The organism is Xanthomonas sp. SHU 308 (assembly GCF_000364645.1).
In the GTDB taxonomy this organism is placed as follows: domain Bacteria; phylum Pseudomonadota; class Gammaproteobacteria; order Xanthomonadales; family Xanthomonadaceae; genus Xanthomonas_A; species Xanthomonas_A sontii.
Genome location: NZ_AQOK01000129.1, coordinates 1 through 23,796, shown reverse-complemented (window position 1 = coordinate 23,796; position 23,796 = coordinate 1). Strand labels below are relative to the sequence as shown.

The 23,796-nt window shown below is 64.9% G+C and carries 24 protein-coding genes, 1 tRNA gene and 2 pseudogenes; 16 read left to right on the top strand and 11 right to left on the bottom strand.

Annotated features, from left to right (window positions below; translation table 11 throughout):
• Nucleotides 1–500 (top strand): annotated as a pseudogene (locus D588_RS0105750) (hypothetical protein); the annotation flags it as partial.
• Nucleotides 501–1,107: 607 nt separating this feature from the next.
• On the opposite strand, the gene D588_RS0105745 reads toward D588_RS0105750, so the two are convergent.
• A complete protein-coding gene (locus D588_RS0105745) occupies nt 1,108–1,755 on the bottom strand; it encodes a response regulator (RefSeq protein ID WP_026143418.1) in 648 nt (215 codons plus the stop codon).
• Nucleotides 1,756–2,215: 460 nt separating this feature from the next.
• Between D588_RS0105745 and D588_RS0105740 the strand changes: the two genes are divergently transcribed.
• Nucleotides 2,216–2,677 carry a GNAT family N-acetyltransferase gene (locus tag D588_RS0105740; protein ID WP_017915298.1) on the top strand — a complete coding sequence of 154 codons (462 nt, stop codon included), beginning with the start codon at nt 2,216–2,218 and terminating at the stop codon, nt 2,675–2,677.
• A gap of 27 nt (nt 2,678–2,704) precedes the next feature.
• On the opposite strand, the gene D588_RS0105735 is transcribed toward D588_RS0105740, so the two are convergent.
• Nucleotides 2,705–3,892, bottom strand: a complete 1,188-nt coding sequence (locus D588_RS0105735) for a DUF2252 family protein (protein WP_017915297.1) — start codon at nt 3,890–3,892, stop codon at nt 2,705–2,707.
• Between the two features lie 347 nt (nt 3,893–4,239).
• Here D588_RS0105735 and D588_RS0105730 point away from each other — a divergent pair, with 347 nt between their 5' ends.
• From D588_RS0105730 to D588_RS24120, 3 genes are all read left to right on the top strand, one after another.
• Complete coding sequence (locus D588_RS0105730; RefSeq protein WP_226977812.1) at nt 4,240–4,818, top strand: DUF3617 domain-containing protein; 579 nt, start codon at nt 4,240–4,242, stop codon at nt 4,816–4,818.
• 95 nt (nt 4,819–4,913) lie between these two features.
• The gene (locus tag D588_RS28425; protein ID WP_232764239.1) at nt 4,914–5,423 is read left to right on the top strand and encodes a hypothetical protein; all 510 of its coding nucleotides are present in this window, start codon (nt 4,914–4,916) and stop codon (nt 5,421–5,423) included.
• Between the two features lie 315 nt (nt 5,424–5,738).
• A complete protein-coding gene (locus D588_RS24120; RefSeq protein ID WP_232764238.1) occupies nt 5,739–6,203 on the top strand; it encodes a hypothetical protein in 465 nt (154 codons plus the stop codon).
• Between the two features lie 68 nt (nt 6,204–6,271).
• Here the strand turns inward: D588_RS24120 and D588_RS0105715 are convergent, their stop codons facing one another.
• From D588_RS0105715 to D588_RS27710, 5 genes are all read right to left on the bottom strand, one after another.
• Complete coding sequence (locus D588_RS0105715) at nt 6,272–7,576, bottom strand: hypothetical protein (protein WP_017915293.1); 1,305 nt, start codon at nt 7,574–7,576, stop codon at nt 6,272–6,274.
• Entirely contained in the window at nt 7,573–8,163 is a 591-nt protein-coding gene (locus tag D588_RS0105710; protein ID WP_232764237.1) for a hypothetical protein, read from the bottom strand. The genes D588_RS0105715 and D588_RS0105710 overlap by 4 nt, the downstream gene beginning before the upstream one ends.
• Nucleotides 8,150–8,728 (bottom strand): hypothetical protein, encoded by a 579-nt coding sequence (locus tag D588_RS0105705; protein ID WP_017915291.1) that lies wholly within the window; start codon nt 8,726–8,728, stop codon nt 8,150–8,152. Before D588_RS0105705 ends, D588_RS0105710 begins: the two co-directional genes overlap by 14 nt.
• A complete protein-coding gene (locus D588_RS0105700) occupies nt 8,725–9,288 on the bottom strand; it encodes a hypothetical protein (protein WP_017915290.1) in 564 nt (187 codons plus the stop codon). Before D588_RS0105700 ends, D588_RS0105705 begins: the two co-directional genes overlap by 4 nt.
• A gap of 176 nt (nt 9,289–9,464) precedes the next feature.
• On the bottom strand, nt 9,465–10,217 hold the full coding sequence (locus tag D588_RS27710; RefSeq protein WP_157836430.1) for a hypothetical protein: 753 nt from the start codon (nt 10,215–10,217) through the stop codon (nt 9,465–9,467).
• A 271-nt stretch (nt 10,218–10,488) separates the two neighbouring features.
• On the opposite strand from D588_RS27710, the gene D588_RS24115 reads away from it, so the two are divergent.
• From D588_RS24115 to D588_RS27700, 5 genes are all read left to right on the top strand, one after another.
• Nucleotides 10,489–11,688 (top strand): site-specific integrase, encoded by a 1,200-nt coding sequence (locus D588_RS24115; protein WP_043083587.1) that lies wholly within the window; start codon nt 10,489–10,491, stop codon nt 11,686–11,688.
• Nucleotides 11,689–11,847: 159 nt separating this feature from the next.
• Entirely contained in the window at nt 11,848–12,054 is a 207-nt protein-coding gene (locus D588_RS26435; RefSeq protein WP_081613485.1) for an AlpA family phage regulatory protein, read from the top strand.
• Nucleotides 12,051–12,440, top strand: a complete 390-nt coding sequence (locus D588_RS27705; RefSeq protein ID WP_157836429.1) for a hypothetical protein — start codon at nt 12,051–12,053, stop codon at nt 12,438–12,440. Before D588_RS26435 ends, D588_RS27705 begins: the two co-directional genes overlap by 4 nt.
• A 558-nt stretch (nt 12,441–12,998) precedes the next feature.
• On the top strand, nt 12,999–15,980 hold the full coding sequence (locus D588_RS0105685) for a plasmid replication protein, CyRepA1 family (RefSeq protein ID WP_017915287.1): 2,982 nt from the start codon (nt 12,999–13,001) through the stop codon (nt 15,978–15,980).
• A gap of 44 nt (nt 15,981–16,024) precedes the next feature.
• The gene (locus D588_RS27700) at nt 16,025–16,489 is read left to right on the top strand and encodes a hypothetical protein (protein WP_157835169.1); all 465 of its coding nucleotides are present in this window, start codon (nt 16,025–16,027) and stop codon (nt 16,487–16,489) included.
• 67 nt (nt 16,490–16,556) lie between these two features.
• Here D588_RS27700 and D588_RS26430 read toward each other — a convergent pair whose 3' ends face one another.
• Nucleotides 16,557–17,033 carry a hypothetical protein gene (locus tag D588_RS26430; RefSeq protein ID WP_026144169.1) on the bottom strand — a complete coding sequence of 159 codons (477 nt, stop codon included), beginning with the start codon at nt 17,031–17,033 and terminating at the stop codon, nt 16,557–16,559.
• A 549-nt stretch (nt 17,034–17,582) separates the two neighbouring features.
• Here D588_RS26430 and D588_RS24110 point away from each other — a divergent pair.
• From D588_RS24110 to D588_RS0105665, 5 genes are read left to right on the top strand one after another with little or no spacing between them, the layout of a single operon-like run.
• Nucleotides 17,583–18,545 (top strand): hypothetical protein, encoded by a 963-nt coding sequence (locus D588_RS24110; RefSeq protein ID WP_017915286.1) that lies wholly within the window; start codon nt 17,583–17,585, stop codon nt 18,543–18,545.
• Nucleotides 18,542–18,967 carry a hypothetical protein gene (locus D588_RS0105675; protein ID WP_017915285.1) on the top strand — a complete coding sequence of 142 codons (426 nt, stop codon included), beginning with the start codon at nt 18,542–18,544 and terminating at the stop codon, nt 18,965–18,967. Before D588_RS24110 ends, D588_RS0105675 begins: the two co-directional genes overlap by 4 nt.
• A complete protein-coding gene (locus D588_RS0105670; RefSeq protein ID WP_017915284.1) occupies nt 18,964–19,164 on the top strand; it encodes a hypothetical protein in 201 nt (66 codons plus the stop codon). Before D588_RS0105675 ends, D588_RS0105670 begins: the two co-directional genes overlap by 4 nt.
• On the top strand, nt 19,161–19,811 hold the full coding sequence (locus D588_RS27695) for a hypothetical protein (RefSeq protein WP_157836428.1): 651 nt from the start codon (nt 19,161–19,163) through the stop codon (nt 19,809–19,811). Before D588_RS0105670 ends, D588_RS27695 begins: the two co-directional genes overlap by 4 nt.
• On the top strand, nt 19,808–20,269 hold the full coding sequence (locus D588_RS0105665) for a Mor transcription activator family protein (RefSeq protein WP_232764235.1): 462 nt from the start codon (nt 19,808–19,810) through the stop codon (nt 20,267–20,269). The genes D588_RS27695 and D588_RS0105665 overlap by 4 nt, the downstream gene beginning before the upstream one ends.
• Before the next feature lie 232 nt (nt 20,270–20,501).
• On the opposite strand, the gene D588_RS0105660 is transcribed toward D588_RS0105665, so the two are convergent.
• From D588_RS0105660 to serS, 3 genes are all read right to left on the bottom strand, one after another.
• Nucleotides 20,502–20,591 (bottom strand) — tRNA-Ser (locus tag D588_RS0105660).
• Between the two features lie 213 nt (nt 20,592–20,804).
• Nucleotides 20,805–21,794 carry a LysR family transcriptional regulator gene (locus D588_RS0105655; protein WP_010342573.1) on the bottom strand — a complete coding sequence of 330 codons (990 nt, stop codon included), beginning with the start codon at nt 21,792–21,794 and terminating at the stop codon, nt 20,805–20,807.
• Nucleotides 21,795–22,167: 373 nt separating this feature from the next.
• Nucleotides 22,168–23,448, bottom strand: coding sequence for a serine--tRNA ligase (serS, locus tag D588_RS0105650; RefSeq protein ID WP_017915282.1), 1,281 nt, complete (start codon nt 23,446–23,448; stop codon nt 22,168–22,170).
• Between the two features lie 131 nt (nt 23,449–23,579).
• On the opposite strand from serS, the pseudogene D588_RS24105 reads away from it, so the two are divergent.
• Nucleotides 23,580–23,796 (top strand): annotated as a pseudogene (locus D588_RS24105) (energy transducer TonB); the annotation flags it as partial.

The window sequence follows — 23,796 nt, the reverse complement described above, 5'->3', positions numbered from 1 at the left end:
TCACCACCGCCATCGAGCAACCGACTGCCAACGCCGCCAAGGCGCCGGTCGCCGAGCCGGACGCGGCGGATGCCAAGGCCACCGTCGAGGATCCGGCGGGCGTGACCACGCCGACGGCGACCACCGTCGCGCCGAGCGCAGCGCCGGCCGCCACGTCCACCGCTCCCGCGGAACCGCGTGCGGAAGACGCTGCCGCGGCCAAGCCGGCCTACGCACCGGTACAGACCACCCTGCTCGATGCCTTCGCCGAGGCACCGGCGGCGGTTCCGCACAGTGGTCAGGCAGCGGCCGCAGCGTCGACCGAGGCCGCATCGGTCACGCCGGCACGCGACGACAGCGCAACGTCCGTCGCTGCTCCGGCGACGCCGGCGCAAGCGGAGATCGCGACTGTGGACGAGGCGGCGCGGAAGGAACGTGCTGCTGCCGCGGCGCAGTCCGCAGCGCCTGCGCCGCATGGCGCGGACAAGGCGGACGGCGACGAGCACAAGGATCGCGGCTGATCCCCGCCCCTGCCGTTGCAGCGTGAAAGAAGCGGCCTTCGGGCCGCTTTTTTCTTTTGGGCGCCCATCAAACGCATCCATCGCTACGGCTCAAGACGATCGTCTGTACGCGTACTGTCTTTCGCGCGTCCTGTTCGGCGCAGCAGCAGTGGCTTCCCCTCCAAAGCCACGGCAACACTCGCTTTGCCGTGACTCGACGAGCTACACCATCACCTTGCAGGAGCGGCTTCAGCCGCGACGAGGCTTTCCCGATGCGTCGGTCGCGGCTGAAGCCGCGCCTGCGAAAACACGCGATGCGTGGAGTACGTGCTGCGCGGAAGGCTACCGAAGTGCCTTGAAGATCCACCACCACATGCACGTCCGCGTCGTTGCGCGCTCGCTGCAGTCGCGAGTGATGTATCGGCGCAGAGCACCCGCTCCCTACTCCACCGCTTTCGCCAAACCCAGCCATTCCGACCGCGGCACGCGCCAGTGCCGAGGGCGTCGGTGATAGCCGCGGACGCGGGTTCGCAATCGATCCACTGCGAACAGGTCCGCACGTTGGCGCAAGCACAACGCAAAAGCGGCCCGAAGGCCGCTCTCGTGCCAGCTCGGTAGGCACCGCCGACTACAGCGGATGCGTCGGATCCAGCAAGCCGTATTGCGTGGCCAGGCGCGCCAGGGCGATGTTGTCCTGGATGCCGACCTTTTCGAACAGCCGCGCCTTGTGCGTGTTGACGGTCTTGGCGCTGAGACTCAGGCGCTTGGCGATGTCTTCCTGGCGCAGGCCGCGGGTCAGCAGCAGGGCCACTTCCAGCTCGCGCGGCGACAGCGCGTCGAATGGCGAACCGCCGCCTTCCAGATTGGCCAGCGCCAGGTTCTGCGCGATGTTGGCGCCGAGGTAGCGCTTGCCCATCGCCACGTCGCGGACCGCGCGCAGCAGCTCCTGCGCGTCGCCGGCCTTGCCGACATAGCCGGAGGCACCGGCTTCCAGCAGGCGCTTGGGCAGCGGGCCGTCTTCCAGCACAGAGACGATGATGACCTTGGTGCCGTGGTCGCCCTTGACGATGCGCTCGGTGACTTCCAGCCCGCTGACGCCGGGCATGTGCAGATCGCACAGGACGATGTCCGGCTTCAGCTGCCGGATCTGCGGGAGCGCATTTTCGCCACTGTCGGCCTCGCCGACGATCTCGATATCCGTTTGATTCGACAGGATCAGCTTCATGCCCGTACGGACAAGAGCGTGATCATCGACCAGAAAAACCCTGATGGCCATCTCGTATAACCCCAACGCAGCGGATACCGCACCATCCAGACTATCTGCGTGAATTATTCAGGGCAATACGAATTTGTAGACAAACGACGACGCTTCACGGAGTGCTCATCTGCACTTCGCGAAACGTCATCGTGTCGTCATCAAAACCCTGCCGAGCTTACTCAAGGCTCGGCACGCAGGGTCGAGTGACCTGCCAGCGCTCTCCCCGTAAGGCGCGCGACGGTCCCTGCGTCAGGCCGAGGCCAGTATGCTGGTGCGGCGGGAAAAGCGTTATCAGGACAATCCTGATCTCACGTCAGAATTATCTGACCCTCCCCCTTCCCGCTTCCGGACACCACCCCGCTGCGGATCCCGGACAGGCCCGGCGAAATTTTCCGACACTCGCGTCGGAAATGGCCGATGCGACCTCCACACCCGGCGCAGCCACGACATGCCTGACCGCCTGCGGCACACTGCCCGAGTGAACACGATCCGTCCCTACGTCATGCAGGACCGCGCCGCCTGCCTGGCGCTGTTCGACAGCAACGTCCCGCAGTTCTTCGACCGCAGCGAACGCGCCGCCTTCGAGCGCTTCCTTGAACACGACGTCGGCGCCTGGCACTACCTGGTCATCGTCCGCGCGGGCGCGGTGGTGGCCTGCGGCGGCCACGCGGTGCGCCTCGACGGCCGCGTCGCCAGCTTCGGCTGGGGAATGGTCGACCGCCGCCTGCACCGCCGGGGCCTGGGCCGCGCACTGACCGAGGCCCGGCTCGACGCCTGCCGCAGTGCCGGCGTCGCGCGGATCGAACTGGACACCAGCCAGCACACCCAGGCGTTCTACGCGCGCTTCGGCTTCACGGTCGAGCGCGTGGTCGCGAACGGCTACGGCGCGGGGCTGGACCGTTGGGACATGGCGCTGGACCTGGACCGCACGCGCGGCTGAAACGGATCGCGCCTCAAGAAGTCGCCGTCAGGCGGCCAACGCATAGCGGCGGCAGTGCTCCAGATAACCGGCTTCGTGATGCCCGGCGAGCGCGACCACGCTCTCCCACAGCCACGACGGCGTGTCGATGGCCTTGCGCCGGTCGGCGTCCAACTGTTGCAGCCACGCGGCCCGCGTCCTGGGCTTCATCTGCCGCGCATGCGCCTTACCGACGACGAAGGCGAGATAGCGCGCCGAGCGCACCGCCTCGACGTGATTGAATTGGTCGACTTCCAGTTTCAGGTCGCGCGGCGAGAGTTCGCGAATGAACAGCGAGCGGCCCAGCATGTGCACCGGCAACATTCTGCTGCCCAGGTAGGGCGACAACGCCCGCGCGGCGGCGGTCACGCGTTCGGCGTTGTCCGCCGGCATCCGCGCATCGGGCGCCGCTGGCGCGATCGGTGCGATCGCCTCCTTCAGATCGACCAGCGCATAGGACCAGTGGCCCTTGCCGGTCTTCAGCGCGACGATCGCCGCGTAGCGCAGCAGGCCGAGCGAACTGCAGCCCTTCATCCAGTACGCCGCATCGACCAGGCGCACCTCGCGATCCTTGGGCTTTCCCTTCAGCGACAGCACCATCTGCGCGACCGCCGGATCGGCGAACAACCGCTCCAGCGCCTCGCGTTCTTCCGGCGCCAACGCCCAGAACTTCTCGCCCAGCGGGATACGCGGCTCCACCGCCTGCAGGCGTTCCTTGGCCAGATGCCGCCAGCGCCGGCCGAAGGCCTCGCGGCGGATGCTGCGCACGGTCTCGGGTTCGGCACCGGGGTGATCGCGGGTCGGATCCTCGATGGCGGCGCCATAGCCGTCGATCATCGCCTCCATCATCCGTGCCGTGGTGACGCCGGGCAGGTCCGAGCCGCGTGCCGCGGTGGCCAACGACAGGCCCAGGCGGATCAGATCGTGCGCAGGATTGCCGATCACGCCCTGGTCGAGGTCGCGGACCTGGATCTCGACGCGCCCCTCGCCGTCGGCGACCGGGCCCAGGTTGCCGAGATGGCAGTCGCCGCAGATCCAGATCGCCGGTCCCATCGGCACGCGCCGCGCCGCCGGCGACGCTGCCAGCCATTCGTAGAACTTGAGCGTGTTGCCGCGGACATAGGCGTGGGCGGAGCGGGCCATCTTCAACGTGCGTTTGCGTTCGAGGATGACGGGACGTTCGGCGAGGCTGGGCATCGAAGGTCGGACCTGGAGCGGATGGCGTGGGGGTCAAGCGCGGCGGCGCAGACGCTAGCAGAGCCGAACGGAATGGTCCGTGCACGGCAGGCACCTGGACAACATACGCAGTGATCGCGGGGATCGCGCGGCCACGCCCCGCATGCAGGCGCGGTGGCGGCGTGCGATTGCGCAGGGTTTGCTGCTTCTTCTGCCGCCGACGCGCGTGCCTGCGGCGGTCGGATCCAGCCTCTCCGCCGCCTCCCGCGTGACCAGGCACGCGCCAACGGCAGCGCCCGGCGTCGACGTCATCTTAATTACGCCCCCGGCTATGCTCCGCGCACCTCACATAACTTAGGGAGAAGTTCATGCGTCTGACCATGCCGGCAACGGTTGCTGTATGTGTGCTGCTCGCTGCCTGCGGCAAGGGTGGCGACAAGAACGGCGACAACGTCGCGATGTCCAACGCCTCGGTCGCCGACGTGGCCAAGGTCCAGGCCGCGAAGCTGCAGCCCGGCCAATGGGAGATGCGGATCGAACAAGTGAGCAGCGAGACCAGCGGCGGCTCCGGCAACATGCCGCAGATGCCGAAGGTGCCGCCGAGCACCGCCAAGATCTGCCTCACCGCCGAGCAGATCAACGATCCCACCAGCCTCTTCGGCAGCGCCTCGCCGATGCAGAAGAACTGCGTGTACGACTCCTTCAGCATGAAGGACGGAAAGATCGACGCGAAGATGCATTGCACGATGGGCGACATCAAGGTCGCCGGCACCAGCACCGGCACCTTCAGCGCCACCGAGATGGCCTCCGAATCGCATTCCGAGATCACCGGCCTGCCGGGCGGCATGTCGATGAAGACGCACATGAAGATGGACGGCAAGCGCCTGGGCGAGTGCCAGCCGGGCGATATCAAGGCCGGCGATACCAAGGCGCCGGCTGCCGGCTGAGCGCGCCTGTCCTGATGCCGACGCCCAGCGTCGCTTTTGGAAGCATTCCAGTCCTGTTCCAAGCGCCGCGACGGTGACCCGTCGCGGCGTTTTTCATGCACGCGCGTCCGCGCTTGCCGCGGCGCGATTCACCCTACGAGGAGTTGCCTGCGCAGCGAGGCACTGGCCTGTTCATGCCTGATTGCAGGCCGATCGGCCGAATGTACGCCTCCAGCGACAGCCGCGTCGCTCTTTGCGTCCTTGTCGCGCCGATCCACAACGAACAGGAGACACCCATGCGCAACACCCTTCTGGCCACGATCATCGCGCTGGCCGCAGTACCCGCCCTGGCGAGCGCACGCACGCCGGCGCCGGACTGTCACGCGATGATGCTTGCCACGGTGAAGGACGACATGCAGAACACCTGGAACAAGGGCCAGACCTTGCCGGTGGACATCGCGCGCGACACGCCGTCGGGCGGCGCGTTCTGCACGCATGGCGGCAGTTGCCTGCCGCGCAAGGTGGCCGGCAAGGAGGCGGTTCGCCTCACCGATTGCAAGATCGGGCCATCGATCGGCGACGGCGACTACCGACTGGTCGCGTTGCCGCATTCGCACGAACACTGAATCTCCGACTTGCGCCAGGAGCGCCGACCATGAAACTTCCATTGCGACTGGCGGCGCTGTGCTGCCTCGCGTTCGCCTGCGTGTCCGCGGCGAACGCGCAACCCACAATCCGTGTCGCGGTCTATCGCGGCGCAGCCGGCTGCGACGATTGCTCAGAAACCGCCAAAGAAGCGATCGAGGCACTGAGTCCGCAGTACAAGGTCGACATCATCGGCCCGAAGGAGGCGCAAGACGTCACGCCCGCCACCCTGCGCGGCTATGCGATCTATGTGCAACCGGGGCGGCGGGCAGGACATTCCGGCCGCGCTGCAGGCGATGGGCGAGCGCCGGATCGCCGCCATCCGCGACTTCGTCGCGCAGGGCGGCGGCTATCTGGGCCTGTGCATGGGCGCCTATCTTGCCGACGACACCAACATGGGCCTGATCGGCGACGATCTCGATGGCGAGGTCGGCCGACCCGGCTTCCCCGTCACCACCATCGATGAGGAGGCCGTCGCGGTTCGCTGGAAGGGCCGCCCCGACAGCGTGTTCTTCCAGGACGGCCCCTACTTCCCGAAGAGCACCCTGGGTGGCTTCCGTGCGCTCGCCACCTACGCCAATGGCGATGTGGCCGCGGCGCGCTACAGCTTCGGCCGCGGCACCGTCGTGCTCAGCGGTCCGCATCCCGAGGCGGACCGGAGCTGGTTCGAAAAGGCCGAGATCCCGCTGGCCAGGATGCCCAGGACGCCGGTCCTGCAGGCGCTGTTCGACGAGTTCGCCCTGCCGGCGTCGCAGCCCTGAGTCCATCGGTGCCGACCGCCGCCGGCTGACGCGTCACCGCCCGATGCGGACGGCTCGGGCGGCGCGGACTACTTCAACGCCCTCCAGCTCCGCCCCGCACGGAAGGCGCGCTCAAGGGTCGCCGCGAGCAGGCAGATCTTCAGCGTCTGCGGCAGGATGCCGTCGCCCGGGTCGCTGGGCGTGCCCAGCACCACCGACAGCTGATTGGCGATCGCCTGCCACACCACCTGCGGGTGCGGGCCGATCAACCGGGTCAGTCCCATCCAGGCCCAGGCCGAGGCCCAGTCCAGGGCGCGATACAGCACGATCAAGGTGACCAGGGCCGCCAGCCCGGTGGCGCCGGCCAACTGCACGCTGTTGGCCGCAGCGCGATAGCGCGAAACGGTCCCCGCCCAGAAATGGCCGATGAAGTCGCGCAACCACGTCGGCAGCTTGCGCCACAGCCCCAGCGTGCCGTCGACCTTGCTCGACCACTTGCCGGGCGCACTCCATTCGGCGTTGTGCACGTCGTAGCGGTAGATCAGCGCGGCCAACGCCAGCCAGACCACCGGCAACAAGGCCGAGAAGAAGATCACCACCAGCGTGTCCGCCACGCCCGGCGACGCCTGCTCCACCGCGCCCGGCAACGCAGCATGCGCGACACCGATGGGATGGGTGATGCCCTGCCACAATTGCTGGCCGAGATCGGCGATGCGCAGATGCGCCAGCCAGCGGAACACGCCGCCCTTCCATTCGGTGAGCACGTACATGCCGACGAAGGTCCAGCCGGCCTCGCACAGCACGATCAGCACGTTCCACGCCGGATGCGCGCTGCGCTGCTTCTGTTTTTTCGCGCCGCGCCGGATCAGCCACAGCAACCCCACCGACGCCGCCAGCCACCAGCCGCCGGACACCTCGAACAGCGACCCGCGATAGGTCGGATCGAACGGATTGAACTGCCCCAAGCCCTCGCGGCCATAGGCACGGATCGTCTCGCCGAGGAAGCCCCAGGCGGCGTAGTAGGCGAAGAACGGCACCAGCGCCTGCGACACGATCGCCGACAGGCGACGCCAGCGCGCCCTGCCCTCGTCCTGCGCTGTCGTAGCCTCGGCCTGTTCGGCCAGCGCCGCGCTGGCGATTCCCGGCAAGGCCGGGCGCAGCGTCTCGAACAGCAGCACGAAGATCACCAGCTTGACCAGTACCACCAGGGTCAGCGACAGCAAGCCGGCGAGCCGGTTCTGGTAGCCGATCCACACCGCCGCCTGCAGCAGCAGTTCGTTGAGCAACACGCCGGCCAGCGCCACGGCAAGCAGTTGCGGCAGGTAGCGACTCCAGAGCCGCAGCGTGTCGCCGATCAGTCCCAGCGGCCCGCCGCGCAGCGCCATCTCGGTCATGGCGTTGCTCCTCTTGCGAAACGCAGGTAATGCGGACGACCGCCGCGCGTGCTCACGGTGAGGTGCAGCTGCGCAGCCGCCGCACGCGGCACCAGGTAATAGCCGTCGATCGCCAACGGCCCGCCCGGCTTGGCCGCGGACACGGCCAGTCCATCGCAGGCCACGCCGGGCGACTCGCCAGGCTTGGCCAGGGCACGCTGCAACAGGTCCGGCACGGTATCGATCGCGGACCAGGATCGGCCAGTGCTGTCGATCAGTTTGAGCGTGCAATCGCTCCACTGCGCGCCGGCGGCGCCCGGCACCAGCGCCAGGCGCGTGCGCACAAACGTACGATCGGCGGGCAGCCCCGCCTCGAACGGCAGCACGTCGACCGAGGCGAGGCGAACGGCGGCACCGTCGTAGTCCACGGTCTGCGCCATCGCCACATCCACCGGCCGCCATTCGCGCGCATGCAGCAGTTCCCGCACATCGCGCCAGCCGGTCGCGGCCATCGTGCACGGCACCAGCACCACCAATGCCGCCAGTGCGAGCCAGCGCATGCGCCGCTCGGAAACGGCCGGGGGCACGTCGCGGTCAGAGGCGTGCATGCAGCGCATCCAGATCGAGCACATCGGTGACCGCCGTTGCGGGCGGGAGCGGCGGATAGCGCACCTGCGCCTCGGCCGTCAGCTGCGGGTCGCGGTCCTCCGACAGCAGCAGCGTGCCGCCGGCCCTCGCGAGCGCGGTCGGCAGTTCGAACACCAGCACGTCCTTGCGCTCCAACCCGGGCTGCAGCGTCTTGATCGACGACAGCACTGCATCGCCCATCTCCGCGCGGCCGCTGGCGCGGTAGCGCCGGCCGTCGGGCGTCGCCCAGACCCGGCCGTACGCGCGCGCGGTCGCGCGCGCGACCTTCGACCGCACCGGCACCACCAGCCACACGCCGCCGCTGTCGCGCTGCTGCAGCGCGCCCGCCGCCTTGAAGCGGATCGTATGCGCGAGCTGCGGCGTGCCGGCATTCACGGCCAGATTGTCGGTCTGCACCCAACTGCCCGGCGCTCCGGACACCGCGATCGGACCGGTGATGCGTTCGTAGCGCGGCATCGTCCAGCGCATCCCGGCAAGCAGCACGATGCCGAGCAGCAGGATCGCGATAGCGGCCAGCCGCTTCACGGTTCACCCGCCTGTGCGCCGGCACGCGCTGCGCCAAGCGGCAGCTCCACGACGCCGACCGGATGCGGGTCGGTCCACAGCGGCTGCGCGTAGAGATTGTCGAAGGCCTTGAAGGTTCTGGCGGTGATGTCGAAGCGCAGGCGCCCAGCCACCTGTTCCGACGCCGGATACGTCCACACCAGAGCGACCTGTTCCGGCAGGCCAGGTTGCAACTCGGTGGTCGCCGCGCGATCGCGCAACAGATAGGCCGTCGGCCGCGCATCGGCCCCGCGCGGCGGCGCCTTCAACGCCACCGCCTGCACCAGCGAGCCGCTGGTCTGCGTGGTGCGATTGGTCGCCTGCAGATACAGCACGATCGCCTTGCGACCGTCGCGCGACACCACCTCGCCATCCGGTAACCGGTCGCTGCTCTCTACGTGATCGAAGCGCAGCGACCATTCGCCTGCTTCGACGTCCTTCCCGGTCTGCAGCGAGGGCGGCACCGGCACCTCCTTGGCCTCGAACAAGCCGATGCCCCACCCCACCACGATCGCAGCAATGCCACCGATCCCGGCCAGCATCCGTGTCCGCCACTGTCCTAGAGACGCTTTGCTCGCCAAACCGGGTGACCCTTTTGGAAGCTCGAGGGGACGGTAGCACCGGGGCACGAGAAGTTACAACTTACGAAATGAATGAGAAATCCGGTGCCGATTTAGCGCAGGACGCGACTTCAAAGTCGCCATATTTTCTTCGAGACCTAGCAGCCATCAACTTGACGCGAAAAGCCATCGAGAGCCTTTACAGCCATATCGATATCATGACGATCTCGCCGCATACGTTCGATGACTTGCTTTAGAGGCTCCGATTGAGAAGACGAAAGTCCCACCGCCGAGTCCACAGTAGCAACTCCGACCTTTGGCTCGCCGGCGACTGAGCTAATCAAACCGGCATTCCTATTCATCACAACAGCATTAATTTCCGCATGACAAGAGGCTTTTAGCTTGTCACGCTGTGTCGCAATCAACTCCAGGATGGCCTGTCCAAAATCAAGCGCCTTATCTTGGGTCGGTATTACGCCCTTATGCACCACATCATTGCGAAACTGTACAAGTGATCCTGACAGCATCTTTGGAGGCTCCATAAAGTGAGCGGACCAAAGAGCAATGTAAGCTCCCAACTGGCGCTCAGACTTATCAGTGATTGCCTTCCACGACGCATCGATCAGCGAGTGATCCAAGCCTCGCGCCAACAAAAGAACCCGAGCCGTGAACTCATAAAATCTTTCAAGACTTGCCGCAAATGATGTGATGGCCTCTCGATAATAGCCGTCGATTACAGCATTGGAAGCGATATGAAAAAGAACTTCAAAGGGATGCTCCTGAACGATGAAAACAATCCGATGCCCATTTCCACAAGTAACGCGATAAATACCTTGCTGATGAAAAGGCACATAGAGGAACCCATGTTTTCGCTCAGACGCGCACTCCAAACATGAGCAAGTAAAATTCATCGCATCGATCCCAGGGATTCACTATTAAAAAGCTGTAAAATTGCAAATGAGCCAGAGTCACACCAGCAATCATGCGTCGCCATTTAATAAGCAACTGGAAATGGCGGAGAGAGTGGCCGCCAGAGCCAGTTAACGCTGGATCACGCCAGAACACTGGAATCAACGCAAGCTCATGATATTACTAAAATAAAATGACGTACTTCGTCTCACTATGCCCCCGAAAAGCTGATAGCATCGCCCGATCAAACACGGAAAATTCACGGAACGAGACGTGGCCCGAACCCTGCATCGCCTCTCTGCCACCTTCGTTAGATCAGCCATCAAAGGAACCGTAAAGCCTGGGCGTTACACAGACGGCGGCAATCTTGCCCTGCGAGTCGGGGGCGGCGGCGCCGTATCCTGGACATTTGAATTCGTGCGCGCAGGTAAGCGCCGCGAGTTGGGCCTAGGGTCGGCCGGTATCGTAGGACTGGCAGAGGCACGCGCCCGCGCAGCGCAGTTCCGGGTAGACCTGGCAGCCGGCATCGTTCCTAGTACCGCGCGCGCCAGAAGCCAGGCATCTATTGGCCTGACCTTTGCGCAGGCCACTGAAAAGTACCTTGCAAGCAAGGTTTCTGCTTTCAAGAACGACAAGCACAAGGCCCAGTGGCGAAACACCCTTGAGACATATGCTCATCCGGTCTTCGGCGCGCTCGATGTAAAGCAGATAGACACACCGCATGTACTCGCTGCATTGGAGCCGATTTGGCTCACAAAAAACGAGACAGCCAGCCGTGTGCGCGGTCGGATCGAACGGGTTCTCGCTTGGGCAACCGTTAACAAGCATCGCTCAGGCGAAAACCCCGCTCGGTGGCGCGGGCATCTCTCAGAAGCTCTGGCAGCCCCAGCGCAGGCTAAGAGGGTTCAGCACCACGCCGCCCTTCCCTACAGCGACTTACCGCAATTCATGGCCGACCTCGCACAGCAAGTCGGCACAGGCGCGGCAGCACTTCGATTCGCCATCCTGACAGCCACACGCACTAGCGAAGTACTAGGGGCTTGCTGGGGCGAATTCGATTTACAGGAACGAACCTGGGTCATACCCGCTGAGCGCATGAAGGCAGGCAAGGAACATCGTGTCCCTCTGTCTCGACAGGCTGCGGCAGTGCTGATGCAGATGCAGGAATTCACCTCCAATGACGCCGCGAGCTTCGTGTTTCCCGGCGCGAAGCCGGGTGCATCACTGTCGAATATGGCGATGCTGTCAACCCTGAAACGGATGGGGCGGTCCGATCTGACGACACATGGATTCCGCAGTTCTTTCCGTGACTGGGCGGGCCAAGAGACCCACCACCCACGCGAAGTGATCGAACACGCCCTCGCCCACCAGTTGAAGGACAAGGCCGAGGCCGCTTACGCCCGCGGCGATCTACTGAAGAAGCGGCGTGTTCTTATGGAAGACTGGTCCGCGTTCGCATCGCCATCGGAATGACGCGGGTATTCACATGAGAAATCGCCATGTGAATAGCCATTCCTAAGTCATTGATCTTAAATGCCATTCCCTAATGTGAATACTTCTCAAGCGGTACTCCCCGCGCAATGATGCCGCCACGCCTGAGACGACTTGGGCGATAAATGGAGCATCTAACACATGTCAGAACACCGCCTTCAAGTTGAACGTCTCCCATCGGTCTTGGCGCGCGTGGGTCGCAGTCGCGCAAGCCTTTATCGCGATATCGCGGAAGGCCGTTTCCCTGCCCCCTCTAAGATCGGCCCGCGCGCTATAGGCTGGGACCCCAGCACTGTCGATCGCTGGATTGCCGCGCGCTTTGAAGTCACGGAGGCATCTCCCCGATGAGCGCACAAAAAAAACGCCAGGCCGATGGGCGCGGCCTGGCGTTGCAGAACCCCGAGAACCGCTTCGGCGAGATTCGCCATCAGGATGCCGCGCCATCGGTTCGCGGGTTACTGTCCGAATTTCCGCCGGAGGTATTCAAGCGCTCGGCATCTTGGCACCTGGAACGCGCCCACCGTGCGCGCAGCGTAGGCGAACTGAGGCACCATATGTTCGCCTGGCTGATCCGCTGGGCCTGCTACACACGGAGCATCGGCTGCCATTTCGTTGCATACGCGCCAGCGGCGTTCGCATCGGCAGCCGCCGCAAGTGGGCTACGTGTTCGGTTCCGAGCGGCAGACATTCGCGCCATTTGTAGCTCCGCAGCGCGCGCCGTGTGGGGTGAGTAGCAAGTGGCTTCAACCCGTTTCCGCGATTTCGTCGCTACCCGCTGGCCGACACCCGAGCATGCGCTAGCCGAGTTCTTCGGCGACGCACAGACAGCCGCCGCTGAGGTTGGTGGTCTGCTGGCAGAGCTTCCAGCGCTTGATGGTTCGCGCCGATACTTACCCGCCCTGAGTGGCCGACGCGATAAGCGGCAGTTCCTGGTCGCGTCCGTGACCGTCGATCCTGACGGTACGGCCTGGCCTGCAATTACGTTTCGCTCGTTTAAACGCGGTGGCGCCAGCACCTACTGGAAGCCGCGCGATGCGGCGTGGCAGCTTTTCAAGCTTGCAGGCGACGATGCCGTCGCGCGTGAAGACGGTTACGCCGAACGAATCCTTCGTGCGCAAGAGATTGCTCAGCAGCGGGCAGCAGAGCGAGAAGCCGCCGACGAACTAGGTCGCGCGGCTGCAGCCGATGCCGCCCGTGCTGCGTGGGACTCGGCAGCACCTGCTGACGACTCGCACCCGTACCTACTGAAAAAGGGCGTGCGCTCCTATGGGCTGCGCGTAGCCTCGCTGACGATGCGCGCGAGCCTTTGGGACAGCGAGCGAGAACGCTGGATCAGCGACGCCATCGCCGTGCGCGCTGGTGATCTGCTGGTGCCGGCGCACCTGCCAGGCGGGCGCTTGGTTAACGTGCAGCGAATCGACGCGGGCGGTCGAAAGCTATTCCTGCGCGGCGGCCAGAAGCGCGGAACATTCTTCCGAATCGGTGGCGCTGGCCGCGCGTGGCTCTGCGAGGGCTACGCCACGGGCGCCAGTGTCCATGCTGCTACTGATGAAGCCGTCATTATCGCGTTCGACGCAGGCAACCTAGTGCATTGTGCCAGTCTGGCCGATGTCGTGGCCGCTGACCACGACACCAACGGCGCAGGGCAGCGCGCGGCAGAAGCAACCGGGTTGCCCTGGGCGATGCCTCCACAGGTCGGCGAGGACTTCAACGACCTGCACCAACGCGTCGGCCTGGAATCTGTGCGTGCCGGCTTGGGCGTGCTGCAGCTGCCCCCGGAACCGGAAGCGCCCGTGTTCTCGCGGGTGTTCGACCTGTCGCGGGTTGAAGTTCCGCCGGGGCGCGATGAAGCGCTACGCGCGCTGGCACGAATCACTGATCCTACCGAAGCCGCCGCATTCGCCTGGGCCGTCGCGAAGCGCCTTGCGCTCAGCGTTCCGTCACGCGGTGAAACGGTCGAATCCGTCGCGGACGCGCTGCGGGCTGCGTTGCCGCGGCATGTGCTGGCCGCCGGCACGGTCGACGCCATTGCGGGCGGAGTCCGGTGGATCACCGACCGTCGGCGCGATTCCGCGCTGGCAGCGGTTCGGCCGTCCGCGGCTGTTCTGGCGGGGCACGACGTGCAGCGCGTGCGCAGCCTGCCCGAACTCGGTGCGGGCGAGTATCAAGGCGTGATCGTCCTGCGCGCCCCGATGGGCGCCGGCAAAACGCAGCGCGTTGGCCGTCCGTTCGCCGAGTGGGCGCGGCAGCAGCCTGGCCGGTTCGTAGCGCTGGCGCATCGGCAATCTCTGATTGCTGAGCTTGCAACGCGCTTGGGATGCGACCACTACCAGCGCGTGGGCGGCGAGGAAGCCGTGCACGTTGATGCACTGGCAAGCTGCTTGCCGTCTGTCGTGAAGGCCGATCACGCGCAGATTTTTCGTGAGGCGCGTTGGGTGTTCGTCGACGAAATCGCCCAGGTCTTGCGCAGCCTCGCGGCGAGGGTCACTGTCGCAGACAAGCGGACCATGGCGGATGTCCTGGTCGGGCTGCGTGAACTGGTCGCGCGCGCTGAGTGCATCATCGTGGCCGACGCCGGCATCGACGACCGAACAATTCGCTTTCTGGAATCCTGCCGCCCCGGCGAGCGCTTCGGTGTGATCGACGTGGATGCACCACGTGCCGAACCTTTGCGCTGCGACTTCGGATTCGGGCCAGATGCGCTGCGGCACGTTTACGGCGAAATGCTCGCGGAACTCGCTGACGGTCGCCGGCTTTGGGTCGCATGCGGCGAGAAGTCCCGCGCCATCGAGTGCGCGCGGCTGCTGGAATCGTCTGGGCGTCGGGTGCTGCTGGTCACGTCTGATAACGCTGGTAATCGGGAGCAAGCCTCGTTCTTAGCCGAACCCGACCGCCTGTCGCGTCTCTACGACGCGGTGGTTGCAAGCCCTGTCATTTCGTCGGGGGTGTCCATCGAGCATCGTGGCGCGCCGTGGTTCGACCGTCTGTTCCTGATCGCATCCGGTGCGACAGTCACACCAGCGGACGCCATGCAGATGGCGCGACGCGTGCGCTACTTGCGGCGCATTTCAGTCGTTGCCACACCATCGAACCGCACGGAAATCGATTCAGCCGCCGCGATCCTGGATGGCCTGTCTCAAGCTGCCGAACTGGAAGGCCGCCCGGTGCTTCCGACCGACTTGGACGGCTTCGTCGCGGACATCGAAGCCGGCGACGCCAGGCAGAGGGCGGATTTCGCTGCGGGTGTATGGTGGCTGCTTGAGGCGGCGGGCTACGCCGTGCGCCCGATTACTGTCGCCGACGATGGGGAGGTCTCGGCCGAATCGCTGAAGCTGCTGCGTGCCGAAATCAACCGCGAGCAGCGCGATGCGATCTTGGGAGCGCGTGACTTGGGCGACTTCGAGGCCCGTCGCTTGCGTGAGCGGCCCGCTATCAGCGAAGCCGACCGCGCGGCGCTGCTGCGACATCGAATTGTGCGCGACCTGGGCGTGCAGGAGGCGCTGTGCGAAGCCGACCTAGACATATGGGATGACGGGCGCGGCCCGCGCGCCTGGGACCGATTCACGGCCGCTACGGCTGGTCTGGCCGATGCGAGCATGGAGCCAGCCGGCGAAGATCTGACGCGACGCCGGTTCGCTCGGGCAAGGGTCAGTGCCTACGCAGACCTGTTCGCCGGGTTCCGGCTTGGGCCAGGCTTTCGGATCACGGGCGAGGTCGCGCAGGTGCTGGTGCAGCGAGCGTTCGCTCGGCGGCAGTTGTTGGCGGTGCTTGGAGTTGTGGGCGCCAAGTGGGCCAGCGAGCGGTTTGCGGTGCCAAGCGGGCGAGCGGCCACCCAGGCGGTGATCGATTTGTTTCAGCGTATGGGTTTGGCCCTGAAGCGCCGCGAGGGAACAGCCACCCCCACAAGTGCCAAGAACACCTTAGGTAGTCTAGGGGCTTGTGGGGGTGGATCGGATCGAAACCGGTGGTACGAAGTCACGGCCGAGTCCTGGTCCCGAACAGCCGAGCTTGCGGCACGGCGTAATGCACGCCGGGTGCTGGATCGCGTGCCGGTGGAGACAGAAGACGACCGGTACTGGCTCGCTGTCCGCCGGGACATCACCGGCCGGCGTCTGAGTGGCGATGAGGCGGCACGGTTGATCGTGGAGCGCTGTCGAACGCATCCGGCCTGCACGGCGCGGCGGGACGCACTTGGAAGGACATTCGGGGCGCGGGTGGCCGTGTTCTGGCTGCGAAATGTCTACGCGCCTGAATGGTGGCCGGCTGCGGCGTGAAGTAGATTTGGGCCACCTCATCTTGAGGTAAAAGGGGGTCAAGGATGGATTTGTATGCATTTGAACAAAAGACAGTGGCATCGGCCGCAGTTGGCGATCTAGTGTTTGCTGATGAGCATTGGCGGCTCAAGGTTGAGATTCCGAACGATGGAAAGTATCTGCTCAACCTTACAGGTGAACTGAATTCACCACTTTGGAAGGTTGATGATAATGCATCAGATATATGCGTTGGGCTGGCTAAGGATTTTCAGTGGTTTCCACATGGTGATGTGACCACTGGAAAACAAGTCGTCCCGCGCCACTTGAGCATTGCGATTACAGAAATTGGTCCGATTATCGCCGCCGTTTTTCAAGGAAATTATCTATTCTTCTCGACCGCAGGCAGCAAGACTGTTGCATCGAAACGCGGCACCTTGAGCTTCATCAATTGGTCGATTCATGTCCGCGACACACGGGATTTGAGGTCGTGGCAACTTGTTCAGATCGGCCCGCCTGCCGCCGAGGGCTGAATTTAGGGATTCCAGAAAGCATAGGCCACCCATGGTGGCCTATGCTTGATCCAACTGCCTTGGCTATTTACTTTGGCGCCGAATACTTCGCAGTTGGAATCCTATAGGATTCGATGAAATTACCATCTTTGTCATAAATGACCACGATAGTGGTTATGGAATCCCGGTAGACCACGGTGGCATTGCACGGGCAGCTTGCCGCAGCCGTCACCATCCCCATCGGCTGATTCTTTTCGTCGCTGACGGAAACCATCTGCTTTTCAGCAGCAGAACCAATCGGAAGAACGGAATCCACCCCGGGCGTCACGGAAACGACGGTAATTACTTCGTCTTTAAGCGAGTTGATCTGAACGAACTTGAGGCCCGCTTTCTCAAAGGTGTATACCTTGAATAGAGGCGACAAGCTGACATTCTGCTTTCCGACCGGCAGACGTTCGCCCATGCCTTGGATTACATCATCAGGGTTGAGCCTACTGTTGCCTGCGATGGCACTGGCACTTGCAACGGCGGCTAAAAAAGAAATTGCCAAAATAGATTTGCGCATACTATCTCTGATCCATGAGTGGGGCCGAACGTTTGTAATCGAATGGCGGCCGCAGCCATTCGCTCTGTTTCGCCAGCGCTCGGTGGTGCTGGCAGGCAGACACTAGACCCGCATCACGGTGCAAGCAACCTGGCCGGTCTCACTTGTCTACCATCTGAACCATTGTGACAGTCGGGGCGCAACTATGAACGGACGGCGCCCCGTTCACTTTTTCGGGTCCTTCCCGAAGGGGTACGGCCTGCGGGGTCGCCGACACCGCCGATATTCCAATCTGCGTGCTATTCCAAATTTAGTTTTCTTATTACTCCTGGGATAGCGAATTGGAATAAGTACCGTCGTTCTAGGGGTTCTTGTCGGGCCATGGTGTAAAGCTTGCTTTACATGTCGGTGCGTCAGCCTTGTCGGCCGGCGACCGCCTCGCGGAAATCGCGGAAGTGGACCGGATTGCGCCGAAAGCGGAAATTCCGCAAGTGGAATTGAATATTACGCCCCCGGAAAATCAATCGTGACGGGGCATTCCGCCACCGTATACCCGAGAACCAAAACTAAATGTCTGACGAAATTAAAAACCTGCTTCAAGGTGCTCGCACTGCGCAAGGCGCCACTGTTTTTACCGACGCCGCTGGTGATGTCCGGCACGTGATGCCAGCATCCACCGCGCGATACTCCGCTCTGGACCTGGCCGGCAAGGTCTCGCCTAGCCTCGCCGGGCTGTTCGACGCCGACGGCCGACTGCGCAGCACCCCGAAAGGCCGTCCCGCGGTCGTAGACTTCGCCCTTTCCGCACTGGACATCGCCCTCGCTCACAGCCGCTGCGCTGCTGCTGGCACGCTTCTGTTCGTCCGCGAGGAACCACTGCCGCCGCGTCGTATCGGCACTGGACCGGAAATTCCCGTTCTCGCGCGCGAGGTATCCGGCCTGACCGTGGTGCGTCCACTGACGATGGCCGTCGTCGCAGACGGCGCCAACGCCACGGTCGCAACGGCCCTGCCGCTCGCATCCGCCTCGGTGGACTGGTCCGTTCAGTCCAGCGCGCCAAGCTTCGGCGCCGCGCTGGAAATCGCGCGCGATAACTACCGTAATCGCCTGCACGATGGCAGCCTCGACGAACTGCTACAAGCGTCGATCCTCGCGGGCGTCGGCCGCATCGCAGATCAGGCTTTGTTGGCAGCGCTCAGCGCCGCGTCGCTGGGTACCTTCAGCCTCGCCAGTGCCGCCGCCGCTGGTCGCCAGTTCGGTGAACTGCGGGCAATCGTTGGCACTGCTGCCGCTGGTGCCGCAATTGGCGCTGACGGCGTGCTGCGCGCGGCTGGCATCGCTGCCGAACTGACCGACAGCGCTTCGGGTACGTTCGTCGGCAGCTTCGGCCGCGCTGCGGTCGTGCTGGACCGCGAGGTCCGTGTGGTCGCGGACCGATCCAGCCGGGACGGCGCGCTCAAGCTGAGCGTTTTCGCGGGGGCCGCTGCCCTGGTGCCGGACGCGCAGCGCAATTTCTGGCGGGTGGCGGCATGACCACCCCTCGCAGTTTCGTGGAACGCTTCGCGGCGGCACGCGCCGCGTTTTTCGGTACGGAAGCGCCGGACGTGGCCGGGATCGCTGCGTGGGCACACGCGGAAATCGCTTCGGCAAGCATCGGCCGCCTGGCTGACGACGACGATGGCCCCCGCCTGGCGATCCAGTGTGCCGCACTTCGGCATCCGCTCTGGCGGCCATCGTCCGATGCGCGCGAAGAAATCGAACGTCGCGTCCGGCACGCCTGGCCCGAATTGCCGGCTGACGAAGTGCGCCGAGTGCTGGCACACCTGGATGCCCAGGTTCGTGCGGAACTGCTGCGCCCTGCGCGCGGCCCCGATCAGCAGGAGGTCGCACCCTCCCGCCGCAGCTGGGTCCACGGTTGGCGCTTCGATGCGCACGACGCGGAGGTCGCCCGATGATTCAGATTTTCGGGTTGATGATGACGCTTCTCGCCTGGGAGGCGGCACTTTTGCCCCTTCTGCCGAGGAAGCATGGCCCCAAGCAGAAGAAGCGTCCACCGGCCGCTGTCCTCAAGCGGCGTATACAGCGCCGATCCGGCATGGTCCGCATGGGTGGCGATTCGGTTCTCGCCCAGGTGCGGGAGATGATCCGATGACCGCTGGATATCGAAGCGGCGGCGTTGATTTCGACGATCTGTTCGACCCCTACGTGCAGGGCGACTTTGCACGCGACTGCGGGATGCGAAGCGGTGGAATTGACCTGTCTCGGCGATATGCCCCCATCGCCTTCGGCGGTAAACGCGCCGATGTAGGCTATCGCAGCGGCGGCGTTGATGTGTCAAATCTGTGGGCTGCTAAGGGCACGGCTCGTTACTCGCTCGGCTTTGACGGCCGCAGCTATCAGCGAGGGATCACTGCACTTTCCGGCCAGACCGGCACCATCACCGCGTCAATTTCCCTGTCACTAGGCAGCGATGGCCGGTGGGTCGTAGATGGCACCGGGACCGGCAGTACCGAAAGCGGATCATGGTTGCCGCCTGGTTCAAACGCAGGCGATTTCGAAGTCCAGTTTGGTTTCGTGTTGTCTGAAGGGGTGGTGCCCTCCGATGTCTCCAATGGCGCGGATGCGTTTGCCAGCCTTGGGACATCGCGGGGCATCCGCTTCACAAACTCCACGAATGCGGCAACTGGACCCCGCCGGGAGTCGAAGCTAAGCGTAACTTGCCGGCTGCGCCGGATCAGCACGGGGGCTATCACTACTTCGACTTGCGCGCTTACCGTCTTCGTGGAGCCGCAGCGGTGAAGCCGCTTTCGATGCATGCTTTCCCCCAGCAAGTCCAGGAGGTGGCGGCCGTTATCGGCCGCCACTTGGCGCTGCGCTTAGCGGGCGAGGTCTTCCATGTGCGGCATGTTCGGCGGGACGGAAAACGCTCCGTCGCTGGCATCATCTACATCCCGGCAACGCCTGAAGGCAATTCATTTGACCGCGCTGCGGCCATCGTCGGCGATGAGGCTGCCCGAAAGCTAGTCGCGACGTTCGGCGGAACAGAGTTGCGGTTCGGACGCTGCAAGGTGCTGGCTGACAGGATGCGCGATTCCAGTATCCGCGACTACTGGCGCAATTCAACGCTCAGTGCACCATGGGTCGCCTGGATGCACGATGTCAGCGAGCGCCAAGTGCGGAACATTTGCGCTGGCGAGCCGCGCTTGGCCTACGTCAGCCGCCAAGAGACCAGGAGCGCCACAGATGCGGCTGCGTGAGGTGCTACGAGTCACCGGGCTGTCTGCTGGTGCGCTCTATCGGGCGATGGCGGTGGGTGACTTCCCAACGCCCGTACGGCTGGGGCGGCTGGTTGCCTGGCGGCGTGGCGAGGTGGATGCGTGGGTCGACTCGCGACAGCAGTAGCAGCCCAGAGACACGGAAAAGAACACGGAAAAGGCCGGTTTAATCCGGCCACTTTGTCTTTATAATCATACATTTAGGCGCATTTTTTGGCGGAGAGAGTGGGATTCGAACCCACGGAAGGTTTGACCCTTCGCCGGTTTTCAAGACCGGTGCCTTAAACCGCTCGGCCATCTCTCCGTTTGCGAACGCGGCGGTGCTGCGGAAGAACGTCGCAGCCGCTTGAAACTCAACGCCGCTGGATCGCGACGCTGCAGTGCCTGCCCCGCTTGAGGCGGTCGGTGCCGCTGACGACACCCGCTGAACCCCGAACCCAGGACGACCAGCCCGGGCGCGCATTTTCGCACGCCCGCGGCGGTTTTGCTCGACCGACGTGTTCGGCCGGCAGCTCGATCAACCCGCCTCGACCGCCATCGCACCCAGGGTCGAGTGACGGGCCTTGGTGCGTTCGGGGCAGTTGCCACCGCAGTCCAGGCGCGAGGCTTCGATCTGGCGCGGCAGGTGTTCGGCGAGGAAGTCGATGAACACGCGCACCGCCGGCAGCAGGCCGCGGCGCGAGGCGAACACGGCGTGGCAGATGCCCTGCGGCAGTGACCATTCCGGCAGCACCACTTCCAGTTCGCCGTTGCGCACGGCTTCGGCGCAGACGGTCTCGGGCAGCAGGGTGATGCCGAAGCCGTCCTTGACCATGGACTGCAGCAGCGGGAAGTCGAAGCCGGCCACGCGCGGCTGCAGGTCGACGCGGCGCACTTCGCCGGCCGGGCCGTGCAGTTCCCAGCGCTGCCGGGCTTCGTCCTCGCTGATGCTGAGGGTGACGTGCGAGGTCAGTTCCTCGGGGTCCTTGGGACGGCCAGCGCGGTCCAGGTACTTGGGGCTGGCGACCAGCAGTTCCTGCACCTGGCCGAAGCTGCGCATCACCAGGCTGCCGTCGTCGTCCAGGCGCGAACGCACGCGCAGGGCGACGTCGTAGCCTTCGTTGATGATGTCGACGCGGCGGTTGCTGATGTTCAGCTGCAGCCGCACCTTGGGGTACTGGTCCAAGAACATCGGCAGCAGCTTGGGCAACTGCATCTGCGCCAGCGACACCGGCACGCTGACCCGCACCAGCCCGCGCGGTTCGGCGCTGAGCCGGTCGACCACTTCGCGCGCGGCCTGCGCCTCGGCCAGCATGGTCTGGGCGTGGCGATGCACGCTCATGCCCAGGTCGGTGACGGCGAAGCGGCGCGTGGAGCGCTGCAGCAGGCGCACGCCCAGGTCGCTCTCCAGCTGGCTGATGCGGCGGCTCAGGCGCGACTTGGGGATGCCCAGGGCGCGCTCGGCGGCGGCGAACCCGCCGTGGTCGACCACCATGGCGAAGTAGTACAGATCGTTGAGGTCGTGCATGTTCTTTCGATATTTAGAACGATGGGGACAATCGGATCCGGTTCATTCTACTCCTACAACGATTTGCGCTGCAGGGACGCCCTTCGCGCTCGCGCGGTGGCTCAGAGACGGTCGCAGGGTAACCCCGGCCGGGCTAGCGCGAAGTGACGGGAACGGGAGCTCGGCGCACGCGGAACGCCGCTGCGGCGCGTGCTGCAGCAGGCATTGGATGCGAGCGCCCTGCCCCGTCCGGATCGAAGACCCACTCGTGGCGCAAGGCGGTGCACTGCCCGTATCAGGACACGTTGCCTGAGCGCAGGGACGGACAGGAGGGCGGCGCAGCAGCAACGGCGACGCGAGGCACGCCCGGGGCCGACGCCCCGGGCCCGAGCAATCAGCCGATCCGCTCGGCCCCGCCCATGTACGGGCGCAGCGCGTCGGGCACGGTGATCGAGCCGTCGGCGTTCTGGTAGTTCTCCATCACCGCGATCATGGCGCGGCCGACCGCGGTGCCGGAGCCATTGAGCGTGTGCAGCAGCTCGGGCTTGCCGGTGGCCGGGTTGCGCCAGCGCGCCTGCATGCGCCGCGCCTGGAAATCGCCGCAGTTGGAGCAGGAGGAGATCTCGCGATAGGTCTGCTGCGACGGCAGCCAGACTTCCAGGTCGTAGGTCTTGCTGGCGGAGAAGCCCATGTCGCCGGTGCACAGCAGCATCTTGCGGTACGGCAGGCCCAGCGTCTCCAGCACCACTTCGGCGCAACGGGTCATGCGCTCGTGTTCGGCGGCGCTGTCTTCCGGGCGGCACACGCTGACCAGTTCCACCTTCTCGAACTGGTGCTGGCGGATCATGCCGCGGGTGTCGCGGCCGCCGCTGCCGGCCTCGGAGCGGAAGCACAGCGAATGCGCGGTCATGCGCAACGGCAGGCGCTCGGCCTCGACGATCTCGTCGCGCACCAGGTTGGTCAGCGAGATTTCCGAGGTGGAGATCAGGTAGCGCTTCTGTTCGCCCAGCGCGGTGGCGAACATGTCTTCCTCGAACTTCGGCAACTGGCCGGTGCCGTACAGGCTGTCGGCGTTGACGATCACCGGCACGTTGGTTTCCTGGTAGGCATGTGGGCCGGTGTGCAGGTCCAGCATGAACTGCGCCAGGGCGCGGTGCAGACGCGCGATCGGCCCGCGCAGCACGGTGAAGCGCGCGCCCGACAGCTTGGCCGCCGCCTCGCCGTCCAGCCAGCCGTGGCGCGCGCCGAGTTCGACGTGGTCCTTGACCTCGAAATCGAAGCTGCGCGGGCTGCCCCAGCGCTGCAGTTCGACGTTGTCGGCTTCGTCCTTGCCCACCGGCACGTCGGTCTGCGGCAGGTTGGGAATCTCCAGCGCCAGCGTCTCCAGCTGCGCGCGGATCTCGTCCAGGCGCTGCTCGGAGGCCTTCAGCTCGTCGCCGAAGCCGGCCACTTCGGCCATCAGCGCACTCGCATCCTCGCCCTTGGCCTTGGCCTGGCCGATCGCCTTGGAGCGGCTGTTGCGCAGGCTCTGCAGTTCCTGGGTCCGCACCTGGATGCGCTTGCGGTCGGCCTCCAGGGCCTCCAGGGCGGCCACGTCCAGCGCATAGCCGCGACTGGTGCGCAGGCGCTCGGCGAGGTCGGCGGGCTGTTGGCGAAGCAGAGCGGGATCGAGCATGGGCGCGGGGTGCCAGGGGAACGAACCCGGGATTATCGCCTGTCCGTCGCGGTTTTGCCGACTCGCGCCCGCCGCGGCGCGCGATTCACTGCGGCTATGCCAGAATCGAACGGTTCCCTACGGTGAGTCCCATGTCCACGTCGCCCTCGTCCTCCAAGTCCGGCATCGTGCTGCATCTGCCGCGGCGCCTGCTCGCGATCGTCGGCATCGCCTTCGCCGCCGGCCTGCTGCTGTTCCTGGTGGTGTGGCTGGTCGGACGCAAGGACAACGATTTCTACAAGCCGCAGCCGGCGCAGCAGGTGCAGCAGGACACCGAACAAGTGAAGCCGCTGCCCGAGCCGCTGCCCG